The organism is Streptomyces mutabilis (assembly GCF_046628145.1).
In the GTDB taxonomy this organism is placed as follows: Bacteria; Actinomycetota; Actinomycetes; order Streptomycetales; family Streptomycetaceae; genus Streptomyces; species Streptomyces mutabilis.
Window position 1 is genome coordinate 7,962,544 of sequence record NZ_CP176874.1, and the last position, 19,504, is coordinate 7,982,047.

General features: G+C 69.8%; 16 protein-coding genes and 1 CRISPR repeat array. Of the genes, 6 read left to right on the forward strand and 10 right to left on the reverse strand.

What is annotated here, in order from left to right:
• Positions 1–59 precede the first annotated feature (59 nt).
• Entirely contained in the window at positions 60–395 is a 336-nt protein-coding gene (locus ACLIN4_RS35840) for a hypothetical protein (protein WP_386808394.1), read from the reverse strand.
• A 133-nt stretch (positions 396–528) separates the two neighbouring features.
• Between ACLIN4_RS35840 and cas6e the strand changes: the two genes are divergently transcribed.
• The gene (gene cas6e / locus ACLIN4_RS35845) at positions 529–1,176 is read left to right on the forward strand and encodes a type I-E CRISPR-associated protein Cas6/Cse3/CasE (RefSeq protein WP_386808392.1); all 648 of its coding nucleotides are present in this window, start codon (positions 529–531) and stop codon (positions 1,174–1,176) included.
• Between the two features lie 2,589 nt (positions 1,177–3,765).
• A CRISPR array of direct repeats spans positions 3,766–4,831; the repeat unit is 29 nt; unit sequence CGGAACACCCCCGCGTCGGCGGGGAGGAC.
• Between the two features lie 88 nt (positions 4,832–4,919).
• The gene (gene casA, locus ACLIN4_RS35850; RefSeq protein ID WP_411575314.1) at positions 4,920–6,212 is read left to right on the forward strand and encodes a type I-E CRISPR-associated protein Cse1/CasA; all 1,293 of its coding nucleotides are present in this window, start codon (positions 4,920–4,922) and stop codon (positions 6,210–6,212) included.
• A gap of 235 nt (positions 6,213–6,447) precedes the next feature.
• Here the strand turns inward: casA and fxlM are convergent, their stop codons facing one another.
• The 8 genes from fxlM to ACLIN4_RS35890 form a co-directional block, all read right to left on the reverse strand.
• The gene (gene fxlM, locus ACLIN4_RS35855; RefSeq protein WP_411575313.1) at positions 6,448–8,538 is read right to left on the reverse strand and encodes a methyltransferase, FxLD system; all 2,091 of its coding nucleotides are present in this window, start codon (positions 8,536–8,538) and stop codon (positions 6,448–6,450) included.
• Between the two features lie 18 nt (positions 8,539–8,556).
• Positions 8,557–9,816, reverse strand: a complete 1,260-nt coding sequence (locus ACLIN4_RS35860) for a lanthionine synthetase C family protein (protein ID WP_411575312.1) — start codon at positions 9,814–9,816, stop codon at positions 8,557–8,559.
• Positions 9,803–12,904 carry a lantibiotic dehydratase gene (locus tag ACLIN4_RS35865; RefSeq protein ID WP_411575311.1) on the reverse strand — a complete coding sequence of 1,034 codons (3,102 nt, stop codon included), beginning with the start codon at positions 12,902–12,904 and terminating at the stop codon, positions 9,803–9,805. Before ACLIN4_RS35865 ends, ACLIN4_RS35860 begins: the two co-directional genes overlap by 14 nt.
• A gap of 87 nt (positions 12,905–12,991) precedes the next feature.
• On the reverse strand, positions 12,992–13,123 hold the full coding sequence (locus ACLIN4_RS35870) for an FxLD family lanthipeptide (RefSeq protein ID WP_079060774.1): 132 nt from the start codon (positions 13,121–13,123) through the stop codon (positions 12,992–12,994).
• A gap of 473 nt (positions 13,124–13,596) precedes the next feature.
• Positions 13,597–14,382 (reverse strand): hypothetical protein, encoded by a 786-nt coding sequence (locus ACLIN4_RS35875; protein WP_164285593.1) that lies wholly within the window; start codon positions 14,380–14,382, stop codon positions 13,597–13,599.
• 54 nt (positions 14,383–14,436) lie between these two features.
• Positions 14,437–14,916 (reverse strand): hypothetical protein, encoded by a 480-nt coding sequence (locus ACLIN4_RS35880; RefSeq protein ID WP_411575310.1) that lies wholly within the window; start codon positions 14,914–14,916, stop codon positions 14,437–14,439.
• A gap of 41 nt (positions 14,917–14,957) precedes the next feature.
• On the reverse strand, positions 14,958–15,440 hold the full coding sequence (locus tag ACLIN4_RS35885) for a DUF6415 family natural product biosynthesis protein (RefSeq protein WP_411576712.1): 483 nt from the start codon (positions 15,438–15,440) through the stop codon (positions 14,958–14,960).
• Positions 15,441–15,445: 5 nt separating this feature from the next.
• The gene (locus ACLIN4_RS35890) at positions 15,446–15,868 is read right to left on the reverse strand and encodes an ATP-binding protein (protein ID WP_220670448.1); all 423 of its coding nucleotides are present in this window, start codon (positions 15,866–15,868) and stop codon (positions 15,446–15,448) included.
• A gap of 295 nt (positions 15,869–16,163) precedes the next feature.
• Here ACLIN4_RS35890 and ACLIN4_RS35895 point away from each other — a divergent pair, with 295 nt between their 5' ends.
• The gene (locus ACLIN4_RS35895; protein ID WP_411575309.1) at positions 16,164–17,438 is read left to right on the forward strand and encodes an XRE family transcriptional regulator; all 1,275 of its coding nucleotides are present in this window, start codon (positions 16,164–16,166) and stop codon (positions 17,436–17,438) included.
• Entirely contained in the window at positions 17,435–17,974 is a 540-nt protein-coding gene (locus tag ACLIN4_RS35900; protein ID WP_164285603.1) for a GNAT family N-acetyltransferase, read from the forward strand. Before ACLIN4_RS35895 ends, ACLIN4_RS35900 begins: the two co-directional genes overlap by 4 nt.
• 624 nt (positions 17,975–18,598) lie before the next feature.
• Here ACLIN4_RS35900 and ACLIN4_RS35905 read toward each other — a convergent pair.
• Positions 18,599–18,847 carry a hypothetical protein gene (locus ACLIN4_RS35905; RefSeq protein ID WP_411575308.1) on the reverse strand — a complete coding sequence of 83 codons (249 nt, stop codon included), beginning with the start codon at positions 18,845–18,847 and terminating at the stop codon, positions 18,599–18,601.
• A 335-nt stretch (positions 18,848–19,182) separates the two neighbouring features.
• On the opposite strand from ACLIN4_RS35905, the gene rpmG reads away from it, so the two are divergent.
• On the forward strand, positions 19,183–19,347 hold the full coding sequence (gene rpmG, locus ACLIN4_RS35910; RefSeq protein WP_164285611.1) for a 50S ribosomal protein L33: 165 nt from the start codon (positions 19,183–19,185) through the stop codon (positions 19,345–19,347).
• A 26-nt stretch (positions 19,348–19,373) separates the two neighbouring features.
• Complete coding sequence (ykgO, locus tag ACLIN4_RS35915) at positions 19,374–19,496, forward strand: type B 50S ribosomal protein L36 (RefSeq protein ID WP_164285605.1); 123 nt, start codon at positions 19,374–19,376, stop codon at positions 19,494–19,496.
• Positions 19,497–19,504 lie beyond the last annotated feature (8 nt).

Below are 19,504 nucleotides of genomic sequence, written 5' to 3' on the forward strand. Positions count from 1 at the left end.
TGCCACCGAATGGTGCAGACGTTCACCGACGCGCTCGAAGCGGCGTACGACTATTCCTGCTAGACCCTCATCAACGCCGCCTGCGCCGCCAGGGCGTGGGCGTGAACAGGCCCGTGCTCCGGCTGGCCGGCCCGATGCAAACGCTCGGCGTTCACCCCCGAGAGGGCCACCATCCCGCTCTCCATGCCCTCCGAGCTGCTCAGCGCGCTTGCCACAGCGCAGGGCATGACCGCCAGGACGCGGACGCATCCAACCACTACGCGGCTCTGGCGTTCACCGTCCAGGCGGACCGGCCCGGCGGCCACCTCGCCGACCACCACACTGCTGGGGCCGCCGCCACCCGCGGCGCCGCCGAAGCAGACGTACTCACCGTGCACACCATCCCTCTGCTTCACCCCCGCACAGCCGCACCTACGAACGACGCCGACCTGCTCCACGGCACCGGGCAACGTTCCTCCCTGCACCTGATTGCCGGCCCCACACTCTGCCCACGAAGCTGATCGACCACGCCATGAAGGAGGCCACCGCATGAGCCCCGGCGCGGCCCTCGCCCGCATCCGCCTCAACCCCCACAGCCGCGCCGTCCATCGCGACCTGCGCAACGCTACCGACATGCACCGCACCCTTATGCGTCTGGTCCCCGACGGCCTGGGCGACAGTCCCCGGCAGGCAGCCGGGCTCCTGTATCGCCTCGACGTAACCGACGCCTTCAGCACGCTCCTGGTCCAGGCCACCGCCCTCGACCCGACACGCCTGCCCGACGGCTACGGCCACGCCGACGTCAAAGACCTCACCCCGGTGTTCAAGGCCCTCCAAAAGGGCCTCGCCGTCCGCTACCGCATCGTCGTCAACCCAGTCAAAACCGAACGCCTGTCACTGGAAAACAAGGGCCAGCGTGGCAAACGCATCGCGCTCACCGGACCGGACGCCGACCAATGGTGGGCACGCCGCGCCCACGAGGCCGGCCTCCACCTGACCACAGCGCTGCCCACCCCGGTCGCTGCCGTGCACGGCCGCAGTGACAAGGCCGCCGCCGTGCGGCATCACCTGATGCGCTACGACGGCACTGCCATCGTCACCGACCCTGACGCCCTCGCCGAGGCCGTACTGGTCGGCATCGGACGGGCCAAGTCTTACGGCGCCGGCCTGCTCAGCCTTGCCCGCGCAGCCACATGAGCCCACCTTCCGACGGCAGCCAGGCCCACAAGCACCTGGCTGCCACCGCCCTGGCGTTGCTCCCAGGCGTCGCTGACTCACGGTCCTTCTTGTACCTCGACGTTCTCCTCGCCGACGGGCGGATGCCCGGTCCCCGCGTGCGGATCGCTCAGCCGGTCCGCCGTCCTCCCCGCCGACGTCAGAGGTGACCCGGGGCGAGCCAGCGAGGGATCCACGTTGTCGGGCAGGACCGCATGGCCGAGGGGACGGCGTCGCCGGTTGGCGGAGCATTCCAGCGGTCGGTGAGGACTCGGCTCTTTAACTCGCGGACAAGTAGAACGACGGCCGCCCCCCACGGAGGCGGAGAAAGCTTGCGCACTCGAACCGCAGTGTTGGAAGGAACCGGATCACCCTCGCGTCGGCGAGGAGGACAAGGCCGGCCTGACGACCGACACCGCCGTCGACGGAACACCCCCGCGCACTCCGGCACCCACCTGCTCACCACCGTCTACAACGGAACGCCCCCGTGCCGGCGGGGAGGACCCCACTCGGGCAGGATCGAAGGGACCACCCTTCGGAGCACCCCCGCGTCGGCGGGGAGACGACAAGCCGAACGACCTGCGGTACGCCTTCCTCGGAACACCCCGCGTCGGCGGGGAGGACCACGCCTGATCCCATGCCGACTGCACCGTGATCGGAACACCCCCGCGTCGGCGGGGAGGACAACAGGGCCGGGAGGGCGACCTCGCCTTCGAGCGGAGCATCCCCCGCGTCGGCGGGAGCGCCTGTGCCCGCAGGCCCGGATTCTGAACGAGGGCGGAGCACTCCCGCGTCGGCGGGGAGGACGCGAAGCGCATGCCGCGCGCGCCCGAGTCCCACGGAACACCCCCGCGTCGGCGGGGAGGACCAGCGTCGGCCACGAGCACCATCCTGTCTGATTGGAGCATCCCGGTGTCGGCCGGCAACTTGGCGTTCCTGTACATCGTGCCCCCACCGTCGGAGCACCTCCGCGCGGCAGGGGGGACGCGGTGCACTCCGAAACGGCCTGGGTCGTGTGCGGAATACCCCCGCGTCGGCGGGGAGGACTACGGCGTGGTCCTGAAGAAGGAGTTCACCCCCGGAGCACCCCCGCGTCGGCGGGGAGGACGCTACCCCGAACCCGTACACCGACCCGCTGGTCGGAACACCTCCGCGTCGGCAGGGAGGACGCCTACGTGAACCCCGACAAGGTCGAGGCCGTCGGAACACTCCCGCGTCGGCGGGGAGGACTCGCGCTCGTACAGGCGGTTCAGGCGAGCGTACGGAACACCCCCGCGTCGGCGGAGAGGACAAAGTCCAGAAACCCCCGAGGGGCTGGTGTGACGGAACACCCCCGCGTCGGCGGGGAGGACCGGCCCCCGGCGGGGGCGCCCAGCTCGGTGGCTGGACCCCCCCGCGTCGGCGGGGAGGGCATAGACGCCGTCACGTGGCTGCAAAGCGACGGCCCCCGCATCGGTAGAGAGGACCCCTGCGCGGTGGTGAGCTGCTGCTGTGCCCAGGGCACACCCCTGCTTCGGCGGGGAGGACGTCGTCTCCACGACGTTCAGACGCCACACGCGTGGAACACCCCCGCGTCGGCGGGGAGGACTGGTCTGGTGTGGCGCGGTGCTACTCGGGACACGGAACACCCCCGCGTCGGCGGGGAGGACCGCGGACCCTCCCCCCCGGCCCACCCGGGCCGCGGAACACCCCCACATCGGCGGGGAGGACTCGGACAGGTCGATGAGCCAGCACCCGGGAATCGAATCACCCCCGCGTCGGCGGGGAGGACCAAGGCTGTGGCGCGCGCTGGCCGTCCACCGGCGGAACACCCCCACGTCGGCAGGGAGGACAGGACACTCTGCCTCAGCCTGTCCGCGCTCTGCGGAACACCCCCGCGTCGGCCGGGAGGGCGTGCGGGCCTGATCGCCGGCGGCCTTGGTGGCCGGAACACCCCCGCGTCGGCGGGGAGGACGGCGGCGGTCATTGAGCGCTTCTGCATGGTCACGGAACACCCCCGCGCCGGCGGGGAGGACTGAAGGTGCGCCACCGCCTGCTGCCTGATCTCCGGAACACCCCCGCGTCGGCGGGGAGGACCCTGACCACCGTGGGGCGTGCGTGATGGGCCGCGGAACACCCCCGCGTCGGCGGGGAGGACCACGTCAAAGCCCCGCCGGATCACCGGCGGGGAGGACACCGCCTTCGTCACCGACTGGGCCCGCCGCTACGGAACACCCCCGCGTCGGCGGGGAGGACGCGAACGTGTGCCGGAACTGATGGACGTGCAGCGGAACACCCCCGCGTCGGCGGGGAGGACGGCCGCGGCCCCCAACGCGACCGCCTCTACGTCGGAACACCCCCGCGTCGGCGGGGAGGGCGGGTTGAGGTTGACGACCGCGTAGATCGAGTCCGGAACACCTCCGCGTCGGCAGGGAGGACGCTAGCCACACCGCCGGCTCCCGCCCGTAGACCGGAACACCCCTGCGTCGGCGGGGAGGGCGACGCGTAGCCGTACTGGCTCCAGCCGCAGGACAGAACACCACCGTGTTGGCAGGGAGGGCGGCTCACGGGGACGAACAACATCGTCGAGATCGGAACACCTCCGCGTCGGTGGGGAGGACCTGGGCGCGGATGTACCGATTCCTCCGCTACGCGGAACACCCCCGCGTCGGCGGGGAGGACCTCAGCCCCGACAACGGTGATCACTACCTGTCCGGAACACCCCCGCGTCGGCGGGGAGGACGACGGCCAGGGCCTGGAGCTGTCCGGCACCACCGGAGCACCCCCGCGTCGGCGGGGAGGACAACGGACTAACCATCGACCAGGGCGACGTGTCCGGAGCACCCCCGCGTTGGCGGGGAGGACCTCACCTTGAACCACCGCGCCACCCTGCGGGACGGAGCACCCCCGCGTCGGCGGGGAGGACCCGCCGAAGGGTCGACTGAGTCATGGGCGTACCGGAACACCCCCGCGGCGGCGGGGAGGACGTCCACCACCTGCCGGGACGCGTCCGACACGTCGGAACACCCCCGCGTCGGCGGGGAGGATCCGCCGAAGGGCGGATACGAGGTGCCGGCCAACGGAACACCCTCGCCCCGACGGGGAGGACGCCGGGTCGTACGGCTGCCAGGAGCTGGTGGTCGGAACACCCTCGCGTCGGCGGGGAGGACATGCGCCGGGAACACGACGGCCGGATCCTCACCGGAACACCCCCGCGTCGGCGGGGAGGACTAGCCACGATGCGCTCGCCCCTCCACCACTACCGGAACACCCCCGTGTCGGCGGGGAGGACGCCAGCGGGATCGACGCGCTCTCCAGCTCGGACGGAACACTCCCGCGTCGGCGGGGAGGACACGCACCCCCTGTTCCGGGGCCGGGTCGATGACGGAACACCCCCGCGTCGGCGGGGAGGACGCGGCGCATCAGGCCGAGGCTGATCAGGAACGCGGAACACCCCCGCGTCGGCGGGGAGGACCCCAACAATCCGGAGGACCAGGCCGACGACGCCGGAACACCCCCGCGTCGGCGGGGAGGACCCAGTGTGGGGTCCGCGCGCCCCGTGTGAAAACGGAACACCCCCGCGTCGGCGGGGAGGACGCCGGGCCGATGGCCGTCAACGCCTACCAGTCCGGAACACCCCCGCGTCGGCGGGGAGGACCCTTTCTGACCTGGGGTTCAGGAGGGGCTTTGCTTGTTCTTTGCCTTGAGGGAGGGGCTGAAAGGCCGGCCGGTTCGATGCGCGGGCCGTGGACGCTTATTTCGGCCGAGAGGACCTGGCGGGACGGTTCGATCTGTTCGATGCCGAGCGGCCGTTCCTGCAGGATCCGCGGCTGCGCACCGAGTGCGTGGACGCGAAGGGGGCCCCGAATCCGTCCGGGGTGAACAAGCTGGTGATGGGCCGCCCCACGGGAGTCAACGGGGCTGTCCTGTTCGGACATTTCACCGACACGGCGCCGGTTGCGGTGCCGGCCGCCGAGGCCGCCTGGCATCTGATCGCCCAGCTGTACTACGGGCCGTCCGGTCAGTGCACGCCCCGCAGGATCACCGAGCACCGGGCAGGCAGCGGGGATGCGGCCCCGCTGCGCAAGTCCGTCTCCTACTTTCCCTGGGCCCCTGACCTGTTCACCACGCTCGTGCTGGCCGTCCCGCGCCCTGACAGCGACGCCGCATGGGAGACGCCGGACGCCTGCCCGTGGGAGGAGGATCTGCCCTCTCCGCTTCAGCCGTTGCCGCCGCTGACGTGGCCGGGCCGGATGCTGACCGGCCGGTTTCGCCACGCAGCACTCCTCGTGCCCGCCGAGGACGGCCGGACGGTGACCGACGCCTACCTGACCTGGTCGACGCACGAGCCGCCGCACCGGGTGCGTGACCCGTACCAGGTCCTCGACCGGCGCAGGGACGGCGACTTCCAGCCGCGGGAGGCCGACGGCGCCCGGGCCCTGTGGCGGGACCTGGATTCACTGCTGCTGAAGGACAGCCGTCAGGACGCCCGGCGTCCCCCGGTGCTCGAGCACCTGCCCCGCCGGCTGCTGCCGCTGCTGCGGGTGCGCGCCTACGGCTTCGACCAGGACGGCCAGCAGAAGGACAGCGTCTGGTTCCGGGCGACCAGTCCGCAGATCCTGCAATGGCAGGAGGAGAACGACGCGGAGATGGCCTACCTGGTCAAGCGCTGCCACACGGCAGCGGAGCAGACCGGTGACCGGCTGGACCTCGCCGCCAGGATCGCCTGGAAGATCGCCACCGACACCAGCGTCGACCTGTCCCCGAAGGCCAAGATCAAGCTGGATGCCCGCAAGCCCGGCCCGTGGGCCGCTGCCGCATTCACCAGGTACTGGCCGGCCGCCGAGCGAGAGTTCTGGCATCTCACCGAGCCCGGCCGCGCCACAGACCGGATCGGCAAACCGTTCGTCGAAGCGGCCCTGACCGCGCTCGACGAGGCCATCGGCCAGGCCAACCGCGCGGACATCCGGGTGGCGCGCGCCCGACACCGCGCCCGCGGTCTCCTTCTCGCACTGCTGCAGCCGTCCGCAACCGACTGAACCCGTCCGGCCGCGCCCCGCGCCGACCACAGCGCGCGCCAGGTCCGGTATGCCGCAGTCGCTCGCGATGAGTGCCGCCTTGTTCAGAGCCACGGTCGCGGAGGTCACGTTGTTGTCGCGCTCGGCGGCGGCTGCGAGGTTGGTGACCTCGAGGATTCGGTCGGCGAGGGGAGAGCAGGCAGGACGTGGGCGGGCTGCGAGTGGGAAGCGCTGCGCTATTTGGCTGACGTCCATGTCACTTCCATTCGATGACGATGCGGTTCAGCGGGTTGTCGACAGTGAAGCGGCCGTGCTTCGGTGCGGGCGGGGCTGCGTCGAGCGGCTGGATCTCGAAGGCGACGTCGAGTGTCCGGAAGGCCTGGCTCCAGGTGCGGATCTGGTCGGTGACGTCTGCGGCGAGGGCTTTCGCGTCGGGGCCGTGGCCGATGACGCCGAACTCATACAGAGCGGCGCCGTCGGGAGCCGTCTTCGCATAGGGCCGCCGGGTGAGGTAGGTGAGTGTGCCGCCCGCGAAGACTGCGGTCGAGGACGGGTAGGGCGCGGTGACCAGGCCTTTGCCGATGGCCTCGTTCTTGGCGGGCATCCGGCTCAGGCCGTTGGGCAAGGCGCAGGTGAGCCACAGTTCCAGGTACTCGGCCGATTCCGGGCCGCGGAAGGTGACGTCCGTCCACACCTCGGTGCGCGGCTGGCGGAAGATGTCGCTCAGGGCGTCCGCGTCGACCGTCTGGTCTGCGTTGGTGACGAGGGTGACCGTGTGGTCGGGGTCCAGGGGAACGAAGACGCGCGGGTCGTCGGCGATGCCCCGGCGCAGCGGCATGAACGTGTTCATCTGGCTGCCGACGCTGCGCCAGGCTCCGTCCTGGTTCTCGAAGGCGATCGAGCGGGAGACACTGCCGCGCAGGCGCAGCGGGGCGAGGAGCCGTCCGCCGGGGGCGAGCTGTTCGAGCCAGGCGTGCGGGACGCCGTGGGCGCCGACGGTGGCTTCGATGCGGTCGTACGGCGCGTTTGAGGCGTGGCCCAGGGCGCCGTCTTTGAGGATCACGTCGACGTTGTGGATGTCGGCGGCGGCCAGTCCGCGGCGTGCTCCGTGGACGATGTCGTCGTCCACGTCGATGGTGGTGACGTGGCCCTTCTCGCCGACGAGGTAGCCGAGGAGTCCGGCGTTGAAGCCGGTGCCGGCGCCCAGCTCCAGGATGTTCTGGCCGGGATGGACGTCGAGCTGTTCGAGCATCATGGCGACGATGTCGGGTTGGGAGGCGCAGCTGATGGAAGCGCCGGACTCGTCGGTCTTGGTGTCCACGGGGGTGTTGCCGTATGCCGTTTCCAGGGGAACGTTCGGGACGAAGAGGTGGCGGGGCACGGTCCGCAGGGCCTCCTCGACGTGGGGCGTGCGCACGCGCTCTGTCTGGACCAGATGGTCGATCAGCTGGGAGCGCAGGCGGTCGGCGGAGGGGGCTTCGAGGGTGTCGCTGTTCACCTCGGTGACCGTAGTGCTCGGCGCGCCCTCGGCTCGCCTGGACGCGGCGTTGTCGTTCGTTCCCATGACTACCTCTTTCGCGAGTGTTGACAGGGTGTGCTGGTCCTGGGCGGCAAGGCCCAGACGGTTGAAGTGGAAGATGCCGTGGTGGGCGATCACGGCCCGCAGTCCTCGTTCCAGGTGGCCCTGGCGGTTGAGGTCGGCGAGCTGCTGGCCGAACCACTCGAAGGTGGCGATCCACTCGGCCAGCGGTGCGAGCCGGCCCTGGGTGACGTTGCGGCTGGTGGTGCTGACGTCGATGGTCATCAGCCGGTGGACAGCGGCCCGGTGCCGTTGCGGGTGGCGGATCTCGTCGCCGGGGCGTTCGGCCGTGATCCTCACCCAGACGTCGCCCTGCTCGTACCAGTCGAGTCCGGCCGCACGCATCGCCACGCTGGGCAGGAGGATCGCCAGCTCGCGGCGGCCGAGCCGGGGGCCGCTCGTCTTCTGTTGGCGGGCCAGCTCCTCCAGCAGGTGGCGGCTGTCGTAGTGGAAGAGGGTGTGCGCGATCTTCATGGCGGCCGGCCCGCCGAAGGCTGTCTCTTCCGGCTCGTAGAGGCCGCGTGTCCATGAGGCGAGGACGCCGGCACCGACCAGCTCGTCCAGTGCCGCGTCCAGACCTTGCGTAGAGGTCGGGCCTACGGGCCGGAAACGCAGCCGCCACCAGGGAAACTTCCGCAGGAACGACCACTGGGCCAGTTCCGACTCCTGGGCGGTCAGCACGGGGAGCAGATACTCCACGGCGGTGGCCTCCGCACGGCTCCAGTCGGCGAACCGGATGAGGCGCTGCGGCCATGCGTCCGCTGCCATGTTCCCTCTTCTCTTCAGCTAGTTGGTCAGCAAGCAGGTGTCCCACCCGGACGCGGACGGCGTTGCGGTGTGGAAGGAGTGCAGGGCCAGGGCGGTGCCTGCGGCACCTTCGAGAAGCCCGATGTCTGTGCCGCCGGGCGGGGCGATCAGGGAGTCCGCCAGCATCTCCGGCGTGTTGTCGGTGATCGGGGCCAGGAGCCGGGGCAGGCACTCGGCGAGGCCGGGGATGATGGCGTCGGCGGCGGCCAGTTGCGTGATGTGCGCCAGACCCGCGAAGCCGTGGCACAGCGACACGTCCACGGTCGCGCCGAGCTGGCCGGGGTAGGTCATGGCGCGCAGGAGAGCGCATTCGGCAGCCTGTTGGCGCGCACGGTCGTCGAGGGCCAGGGCGGCGAGTTGTTGAGCGCGGGCGAGTCCCGCGGTGCCGTAGCACCAGGACGGCCGGGCCGGCCGGGGGCCGGTCGTCCCGGAACGCAGCTGTTCACGGGTGATCCAGTACGGCCACCACGGGCCGGCGGGGCCGTCCTGCTGCCACTGACCGAGCCAGCCCAGGATGCGGGCGATCGCGTCGAGGTGACCGTCGACGGTGATGCCGCGGCGCGCGGCAAGGGACAGGACGGCAAGGGGGCCGCCGATGCCGTGGGCGACGCCGTTGTTGGCATGCCCCTGAGGGAACTGTGGGGAGGTTCGGCCGGAGGGGGCGAGGTGGCTCCACCAGCCGGGCAGGAGTTCCCCATCGTGTTCGACCGGATCGGTCAGCCGGACCAGGTAGGTCAGGATCTCGCGGAGGACGTCGGTGTGGACGTCACGGTGCAGCAGAAGCCCACCCATCCCACTCAGGCCCCGGAGCACGTCGAACTCGGCCAGCGCCGGCATCCGGCCGCGGTCCATGCGCGCGTGGGCCTGGGCGAGCCGGTCGAGGATCGCCGTAGTGACGCACCGGTCGAGGGTGTCCAGGGCGCGGGCGTAGCGTCCGGGGCGGTCGGCCGCGGCGTGCAGAGCGAAGGCCAGCGCGGGCGCCCCGTAGTAGAGGTGGCTGTCCGGTCCACCGACAGCGTGTTCGGCCGCGGCGCAAGCGAGCCAGTCATGGGCGCGCTGCCACGGCCCTTGGCCGGTGCGGGCCCGCTCGATGTGCAGCAGCGCAACACCAGCCGCGCCGTGCGCGAGCGACTGCGGCCACCAGCCCTGGCGGTGATGCAGCCCCCGTACGTCCTGCGGCGAGGCGAGCCGCTCGGCGATCGTGTTAGCGGCTGCCCGCGCGCTTTCACGCAGGTTCATGGTGATCTCCTCGGCGCATCCAGGCCATCGCGGCGGCGTGGGCCAGCCGTACGCACATCCGCTCGTCGTCCTTGTCGATGCCGGCGGCGCGGATGTGGTGGGCGTGCAGCAGCGAGTCGAGAACGAGGTCCGGGTCGATCCCACCGTCGGACGCGTCCAGCTTCTGCCGGTAGCGGGCCAGGGCCGCATCGCGCTCGCTCCAGGCGCTGGCGATGGCCTCGCCGCCGGGGGCCGTGCGCAGGGCCGCCCAGCCGCCGGTCGGATCGGCCAGGCGTACCGCCTGAGCGAGCACGGTCCGGCCCATGGGGCGTGGATCGGTGATCCGGCCGTGGGTGATCAGCCAGTCCATGCCGGCCGCAATGCTGCCGGTGAAGGCGGCGGCGAGGGACACGAAGTTCGCGGCAGCGAGGACCTGTCGGTGCGGGCGGGTGGACTGGGAGAACTGGACGGCCAGGGCTCGGGAGTCCGCGGTGAAGACGTCCTCGGCCAGGCTCATCAGCGGCCCGGCGCCCCACCGGCCGGTCTCCGGGTAGGAGGTCGCGAACTGCATGTCGGTAAGGAGCCCGGCACGGTGCAGTCCGCTCGCCCAGGCACTCACACGCTGCGCGGTGACCGCGAAGTCGCGCTTGCCGGGGACCGTGATGCGCAGCCGCAGGTGCCGGCGGGGGTCGCGGTAGCGCATGTACCACCAGGCCGGCGGCTCGTCCCACTGGCCCAGCAGCGCGGGAAGGTGGTCGGCAAGGATCTCGGGCTGCCGTTCGACGTGCCCGTACAGCTTGACCAGCAGCCAGGGGGCGGTGCCCGGAAGATGCCCGTGGTCGCGCGTGAGGAGCTGGTCGGCGGTCACGGGAGGGGTGGTCGCCTGCTGGGGCGGGCGGACAGCCGTCACCGGGGCGATGATCTCGTGGGCCCGTCCGTCGAACCAGCCCCTGTCGGGTTCCGCTTCCGTCAGGACCACCGATTCGTGGGTGTCCAGGTGGGCGCGCAGCAGCGCGAGGTGCGCGCGTTCGCTGAGGTCCAGCGGCAGGAGCTGGTCGCCTTCGGACAGCGCGACTTCGTTCGGAACTCGGCGGCGCGTGCGCCACGCGTCGGCCGCCTTGTGCCATTCCTGCCAGGAGGCGCGGCGGTCGGGCAGTTCCGGCCGGTCCAGCCGCCACCTCGCTGGCGCGAGGATCACGCGCCCGTGGCGCACGCGCGGCAGGTACGGCAGGGCGGTAGCGGACGCCCAGGGGAAGACGGTCAGGACGGCACTCTGGGCCCGGCTGATCTCGGTGAGGAAGCGTGCGAGTGGCGGTGTGTGGCCGCGCAGGTCCAGCGCGTGCAGCGTCATGGGGTCCAGCAGGCAGGCGCGGGATAGGGAGACGAGGTAGAGCCTGCGCCGGTCGCAGCTCACAGCGAGGTCGTCGAGCGGGATGGTGCGTGCGTCGACCGGACGGTGCTCCGCCACGCTGATGACGGCCGGCAGGAGTTCGGCGACGCGGGTGACGTCCGTGTCGCCCCGGTCGAGTGGAGCAAAGGAGACCTGCGTGGGCACCGAGCCGGACGCGTTGACCGGCAGGTCCTTCAGCAGAGCGCCTACGCGAGCTTGATCATCTGCTGTGAGCAGCCCCAGGCTTCTACCGATCGTGGTACCGATCCCGCGCGACGGGACGATGCCGTGGAGAGCGAAGTCCCCTCCCTCCAGGGCCTCTTGTGATGCGGCGCGGATCTGGAAGCGCAACTCCGTGTGGGCCGGTACCTGCCAGTCATCCCGGTCTCCGACCGTCAGGCTGCTGATCAGATCCTCGTCCAGACAGATCTCCTCACGTCCGTCGAGCACAGCCGCCTGCGCGAGGGAGATCAACCGCTGCTCCCGGACGGTCAGGGCCTCACGCTGTTCGGGTTCCGCGTCCCGGTATCCGGCCGGGAAGCCCAGGCCGACATCCTCGTCCACGACGTCCCGGACCGGGACGAGCGAGTGGATGCCGTACCGCTCGAAGAACCGGTTGTGGAAGTCCTTCCACGCCGGAGTGCCAAAGGGATACGCGGTCAGCCGGGCCAGCACCGTGGCGGCCTTCTCGGCCTCGCGAGCAACCTGCGGAGGCAGAGTGAGAGAGCAGTCCATCCGCAGGTCCAGCGTGAAGGGCTGGGCCTTGACGGCGCTCAAGGCCGTCATCTTCTGACGCAGAGCAGCCCGCAGCCGCCGGCCCTCCGCCGGGACGAGGACCTGGTTGTGCCGGTGGATGGCCTCTCGGACCGATCGCAGACCGGCCACGAGGTCCGCGGCCGACGGCACGTCGACAGCCTCGGCTTGCCGGACCAGGTGGTCGAGGGCGTCCAAAGTGGTGGAGGGCGCGTGCAGACTGCTGACGAGCACGCCGCGCTGGACCAGACTGGTGACCAGCCCTTCCACGCGGTCAGGGGCGATGGTAGGGAACTCGCTCTTCAACCGTCTCACGACCCTGGAGAAGGGAACGGGCGAGATGGCCGAGTCGACGGCGATCCGTACGGCCGAGGTGTACCGGAGGGAGACTTCCGCCGTCGGGCTGTGCACGGTGCGGTGTGAGCGGGGCGGATAAGGCACGACCAGCCGGTCGCTGCGTACGAAGACGGTGTTGTTGGCCATGACGCTCACGAGCCGCAGAAACTCTGGGATTGCCTCCAGGCGCGCGATCAGGTCAGTGATCCAATCGCCGTCGGCACGGACGACGGCCCGGTGATCCTCACCCCAGATCCACCCCGGCCGCGCTCCGAAGGAGGCAAGAGCGACGCCGGCGAACAGGCCATGGGGCGTAGCCCGGCCCGTCAACCGCAACACGTACCGCATGACGGACACCACCGTGCGGCGCAGCGGACGTGTCTCAGGTCGAGCCGTCGAGCACAGAGCCTCGACCTGCCGCGCGAGCAACGGGCTGGCCTGCTCGATGGTGTCGGCGATCTCGCTCATCGACCAGACGCCGCGCAGCCACGCCTGCCACCGCACCTCTCGGCCCGGGGCGGCGTCGGTGAGGTCCGGCCACATGGGCAGGGGCAGCCTCGAGCACCGGGCAGCGCGCACGAGCGCCGTGTCCGCGCACCGGTACAGCGGTCCGGCCTTACTGGTATCCACGCAGCACCTCCTGGGTTCATGGCGTGTCGGGAGTGCCAGCCCGCGCGGCACAAGACCGCGCGAGCTGGCACATCGGCGTGCTTGTTGTCAGGCCACGTTGGTGGCGCACGGGCTGGAGCAGGTGCTGCCGCAGCCGTCGTCGGTGAGGTTGATCAACGTGGCCTGTCCGTCGCCGGACTCCAGGACGCTGATGTCGAGGTCGAACTCGTCGTGCTCCATGCGCTGATTCCTCCATCAGTGTGTGCGGCTCCCACTGAGCCGCAGTGTGTGTGCCGCAAGGGCGGCGCCGACACGGCAGGGATGCCGTGCCGGTGCTCTGGGCGGTCATGAACCGCTCGTCGTGCCGGAACTCCCCGGATCCTGGTGATACGCCGGAGCCGGGAGAATGAGAGTTCCGGCGGGGCATCTTGTCGATGACCAGGTCAGCCGAGATCTGGCCATCGGCATCCGAAAGTCCCTCGGGTGCTCCCGCGGACTGGTCCGCGGCACCTGCTCCACTCAGGGGAGGGTGGTGCAGGTGCCGCGGTAGCTGCTCAGAGGTCCGGGGCGTGGCAGTGCGGGGCCGCTGAGCAGCTGTGTGGGCCCGGCGCGGGGGAGGATGCCTGCCGTAGGGGAGCAGCCGGGGTTTCTCCTCCGCGCCGGGGGTTGGGCTCTGCCAGGGGCCGTGTCGACAGCCGCTCCGCTGGCAGAAGTCAGGCGGCGGGGCTCGGGGCGGCTTCGTGGTAGACGAGAAGGTCGACCGATTCCACGCGCTCGGGCAGGGGTCTCTCCTGTGTCCGGACGCGGTAGCCGGCGTCCTGCATCACCGAGGCCACCTCACGCACACCGTCGTAGACGGCTGCGGTGAAGGTGCCAGGGGCGGGCCACCAGCGCACAAGCCCGCACAGGTCCGCCTGTGGCGGCCACAGGACACTCGCCACGTCCCGCACCGTCACGCATCCGCCGTGCCTGGCTGCCTTCGTCTGCGTCGTCCACCACTCCATCTGCTGGAGAGGGTTCGTCTCCGGCCCGGTGTAGGTCCGCGGGGCAGGCACGTGCGCCCACGCGTCGTCAGGACGGTCAGGCGGAGGCTGGCCCGCCTCCATGCGGTACACGAGGAGATTGGCGTGCAGATCGTGGGCCGGGTCGACCGGCCGGCCCGCGCGCTCCACGACGTAATCCAGAGACCGCAGTCCGCTCGCCACCGCTTCCAGCCGGGCAGCCCAGTCCGAGCTGACCCTGCGGTCCGGATGCCACTCGACCAGGACACACAAGTGCGCGCCTTGCGGCCACGTGCACTCCGGCGCGTACAGTGCGCGGCTCCAGCCGTCACCCGGCGCGATGTCCCGGCCGTGGAGGTCGAAACCGTCCTTGCGGCCCACCACCACACGGTTCTCACCGACCTTGAGCTGGTCCAGGTCATAGTTGACTACCAGAGGACCCGTGCGACTCGGACTGTTCCGGTCATAGACGGGTCGTTGCTTCCAGGCGCTGCGCACTCTGTCCTCTCAGAATCAGGAGGTTCGGGGGGCTTGTCTGCTGGGTCGACGGCTTCACACATCGATGCGCTCGGGGGAGAGGACAGCGCGCACGGTCTTGCCGCGGTCTTCGTGCGGCAGGAATCGGGTGACCTTGGCGCCGAGGGCCGCGACCTGCCACAGGCCGCGCCCCTTCTCACCGCGCACCGCAGTGTCGAAGTCGGGGAACGCCGGGTTCAGGTCGGCAACGTCCATGACCACAGAGCCACTCTCGTCGGTGGCGACGCTGAGGACGAGTTGCTGCTCGGACGGAGGCACACTGCAGGGAATGCCGTGCTTCACACCATTGTCGACGAGCCGAGTGACGGCTTCCACAGCCTGCAGAACGTCGCCGCGCCAGCAGAGCACGGTGACGATGCGCCGCGTCCACACACGCGCCAGGCCCAGAGCTCGGGAATCACCGGGAAGCTGCGTGGTGAAGCTGCGCACCACAGGCGTACCGGTCGAGACCTCAGCGGAGAGCGGCAGCGCGCGGAGCGGCACTTCGGCGGCCACGCTAAGCCCTCCGTGAGACGGGTGGTCACGTTGCGGCCGGATCATGACGTGCCCTGCCCGGGCGTGGACCACTGGTCTTCCCTCAGGGAGTCCGGACCCTTGACGGCGTGCAGTTCGACGAGAGCGTCGTGCAGCTCGTTCACCGCCCATCCGAGCCTCCGCAACTGCCCCACGGCTCTCCAGTAGTCGTCGGCCGGCTCTTCCCCGTGCACCTCACGAGCGCGCACGAGAAGCGGCGTCACACGTTCGTCTCTCTTCGCCTCGCTGCTCGCGGCGTAGGAGATGAGTTGCCGAAGGTATCCGCGCAGACGCTCCGCCAGTTCGTCCGCGCGCTCTCCGGTCCGTGGTACCGGGTCGAGAGCATCGGCGACGTCGTCCAGCCACGTATCACCGTCGTAAGGGCTCCAAGCCCGCAAGGCGGTCAGGACCATCTCCACCGCCGCGCAGTCGGGAAGACGGGCGGGTTCCAACGGGCCTGCCCCGCACTGCGTGCCGGAGTAGTTGTCAAGATGGCTGAGAACCATGGAGGTCACTGGCCCTCTCCCTGCACAGGAACGAGGCACCAGGCGACGGCTCCGTTGTCACAGAAGCCCCAGGTTCCGCTGAGTTCGTCCACCAGGGCGTCGACAAGGAACAGGCCGCGGCCGCGCTCCTCCAGCAGGCCCGGGCACTGCGGACTCGGTGCCGCACAGGGCGTACCGTCGCGCACTTCTAATCGCACGTGGCCCTCCGCAGGGACGACTCCCCGCAGGCCGAACACAGGTGCGCCCCCGTGGCACACCGCGTTGGTGCACAGCTCCGAGACGATGATCTCCAGTGCGTCCGTACGTGGCTTCGTCATGCCGCACTGCCAGCTGAGCCAGGCCCTGGCGATGCGCCGCGCGTGCTCGATCCGGCGCGCCTCGGCGAGTATGACGGCGTCGAACGATGGGACCGCTGCTGCACGACTCATATGCGCGGCGTCACATGGTGCGATGTGACCAGGCGTGGCGATTGCAGTCGATTTCGTGGTGGTCACCTTCATGAGGTCTTCCCTCCGGCGCGGGGCGCCCGGTCAGACCATGACGGTCGAGATCGGGGCTTTCCTCCATGCAGTAGCCGGCTTCCGTCCGGCACTACGTGGAATAGGTAACTCCTGGCTTCAGGAGTCTGGTTAGGGGATCGAGCCGTCAACACAGTGAGCCCCATAGGGGGTCTTGGTGACTCCTTTACCTCGCGATACGTGCTCAGCGGGCTACCCTGCGTTCATGGAAACCACGCGTAACGAGGCTCTTGAGGCGTGGATGAGGGAGCACAAGTACAGCGCCAACAGCCTGGCCAAAGCGGTGAACGCAGGCTTGGAAGCACTCACCGGGAAACCTGGCACCTACGACGGTCGACATATCCGGGAGTGGCGTGCCGGTCGCGTCCGCTGGCCAAACACGGCAACTCGGAAAGTCCTGGCCGACCTCTCCGGAAGGTCTCCCGTCGACTTAGGGTTCGTGCCACGGAGCCGTAACTCACGGACAGCCGTACCGCAGGAGGACCCCATGCACCGCCGCACCCTCGTGACAGGAACCGTCTCGATAGCTGTTGCTGCAGCCGCTCCAGGCGCTGTCTCAACCCGCAAGGTCGGCATGAGCGATGTCGCACGCCTGCAGGAAAAGTTCTCCGCTGTCATCGCCAGCGACCACAAACGCGGAGGACAGCGCGACATCGAGCAACGAGCCGCAGGCCTCGCCGATACAGCCCTCAACCTTCAGAACTCAGGAAGCGCGACGCAGCGCGTACGCAGCAGTCTCTACGCCACCGCCGCCAGTTTCCGGTCATCGGCGATGTGGGCGGCGATCGACGGACGCCGCTTCAAGGACGCAGTCACCCACATGAGAGAGGCGCAAGCCCTCGCCGAACTCTCAGGTGACCAGGCCATCAAGTTCCGAATCTGGTCCCACGCGGGCACGCTGTACCGGCACATGGGGCGCCCCGCAGATGCCCGCGCCGCCAACGACGTCGCCCGCAACCTGCACGTCACCCGCCGCGACCCGATGTTCGCTTCCCTGGGTCTGGCACGGCACATGGCCATCCAGGGGGCCGCCCATGAGCAGCGGAACCTGCCGCGCACGTTCGATCACGCACGCGAGGCGATGGACCGTGCAGACCCAGTCGCCTCTCGCCCGGTATGGCTTCTGGCCTTCTATGACGAAGCCGAACTGCACTCCCTCGCCCTGTCCGCCTACCTGGCTGCCGGCGACTGGGCCACCGCCGAGTACCACGCCCACAGGTGCCTCGCCGCCCTCCGTCCATACATGGAGCGCTCCCGCGCCATCACCACCAGCCGTCTCGCACAGGCACAACTCGCACAGGGTGACGTCGACACCGCCACTGACACCGCCATGACAGTGAAAGCGGAGGCCGCTACCCAACATCCCCGTGTATCCCGCATGCTGCAAGAGTTTGGTGCTGCTCTCCGCGCCATGGCACCCGGCAGCAGCAGCGCGATCACCTGGAGCGAGCACACGGCCGCCTGGAGGACTCACCCATGACGTCGGCACCAGCCATCGAACTGCGCACCTTCACCGAGCTGGACACCGTCCGCGGTGATCTGCTCGACGTCTACGCCGAGGTACGGGCGCCACTGCTTCACCTGGCGAACTATGCGGTCAGCTCCTTTGGCGAGCGGCTGGACCGGCATGCTGCTGAACCCGGCTTCCAAGCCGTGCTCGCGTACGAGGGGCAGCACCCGGTGGGGTACGTCTACGGCAATCGGATCGAGGACGGGGACCGCTACTGGCAGCGCACGCACCCGGCGCCCAGCGAGAAGTACACGGTGCAGGCAGCCGTAGCCTTGAAGGAGATCGGTGTGCGCTCTGCATGGCGCGGTACCGGCGTCGCGCGGCGCATCCATGATGCGTTCCTCGCTGACCGGAGCGAGCGGTACGTGACGTTGATGGTGAACAGCGCTGCTGGAGACGGGAAAGTCCATGCCTTGTACCGGTCGTGGGGGTACGAAGACCTGGGTTACAGCCAGCCCTCCCCAGCATCACCTCGTCTCACGGTGATGATTCGATCGACTGCGTGAAAGCCCCCGCCTGGCGCCATCGGAATCCGGAAGGTCGCTATTCGATCTGAAGGCAACTCGGCTCTACACGGCCAACGGGTCGTCCGAAGACGGCCGCGAGCGGCACATCTCCACCCCGAAACCTCCTACTTACACCGCGCAGATCCTCCACGTCCGGGAGTCCGGTGCGACGGAGCAGAAGCTGCATCCACTCGTCACAGAGGCCATCGCCGAGCCATTTCACGGAATGGGAAACCCGGGACAAGGAGCTGCACGCTGGCCTAACGGATGTCAGGTCAATTGAGTTCGAATTTCGAGACACCGGTAATTCCTCACTTGCCATAAGCCGTATTCGAGCCGCAGCACGACCGTTGGCAGTGTGTTGTTACCAGGGCCACCGGGCGGCGAGTGCTGAGCGCAGTTCTGGACCGCGGTGCAGTCTCAGCTGTTCACCCCGGCTTCCCACTTGAGCCGGCGCAGCATGTGGTCGCTGAAGAGGTGTCGGACCGGTCGAGTAGTTCACCCACCTCGGCGTCGCCGCGCCGGCCGTCCGGGGGCGGATGTCAGCGCTGCACTGATTGAGCGGCCCAGGTGCCAGCTTCACATCGGGGTCCTTGAGTAGACCGACCGCCGCCCGTAGCGCCACTATGCCGCCGCGTGCGTCGAGCAGCCGGAAGGCGCCGACGCGGACGTGCCGCGGCCGCTAGTGCGCTCCAGTAGCCGGTCGGCGGGCAGCCCTTTGGCCGAGGACAGCAGGGCGGTGGCGGTCTCGCGGACGACCTCGGCGGCAGGGTCGTCGAGGAGTTGTCGTATCTGCTCAGCATCCGCGCCGTCCAATGCCCGCAACCCGGCTACGGCTCGCGCCCGCACCCCGGCGGCCGGGTGCGCGAGCAACGGCCGCAGGCGAACTGCGGACCACCCTGTCAACGCCCGCAGACCTCCTTGTCGCGAACCGCTAATCCGGGACGATCAGGAGATGAGAATCGGCCGGGGCGACGGAGTCCTCGATGTCGACGACGGCGACTACGGCACCGGACTGCTGCGCACTGGCGAAGCGGTCCCGGTGTAGGCCGCTGGAGGGCCTGCGCTTCGGCGTGCGGGTGATGACCCGGCTGTGGCAGGGCTGCTGTAGCGGGCCCGGGAATGCGCCGACGGCGGACGGTGTTGAGTGGCGCGACTGACGTGCGCGGGTCGGAACCGCAATCGCGCGGCGGTCGGAAGGGGCACCCATAGCACGCAGCACCGCACGTCCGGTGGTCAGGCTGAAGTCGACCGCCGGAACAGGCGTCACCTACGCGACGCGCAAGAACCGGCTCAACGACCCCGACCGGCTCGTCCTGCGCACGTACGACCCGGTGGCCGGGCAGCACGTCCCCTTCCGAGAGGAACGCTGAACGGCGGACCGGAGCGAGGAGATCCCATGAAGGTTCGCAATTCCCTGCGCTCACTGAAGGCCAGGCCCGGCGCACAGGTGGTGCGCCGCCGGGGCGTGACCTACGTGATCAACAAGAAGGACCGGCGTTTCAAGGCCCGCCAGAGCTGAGCAGAACC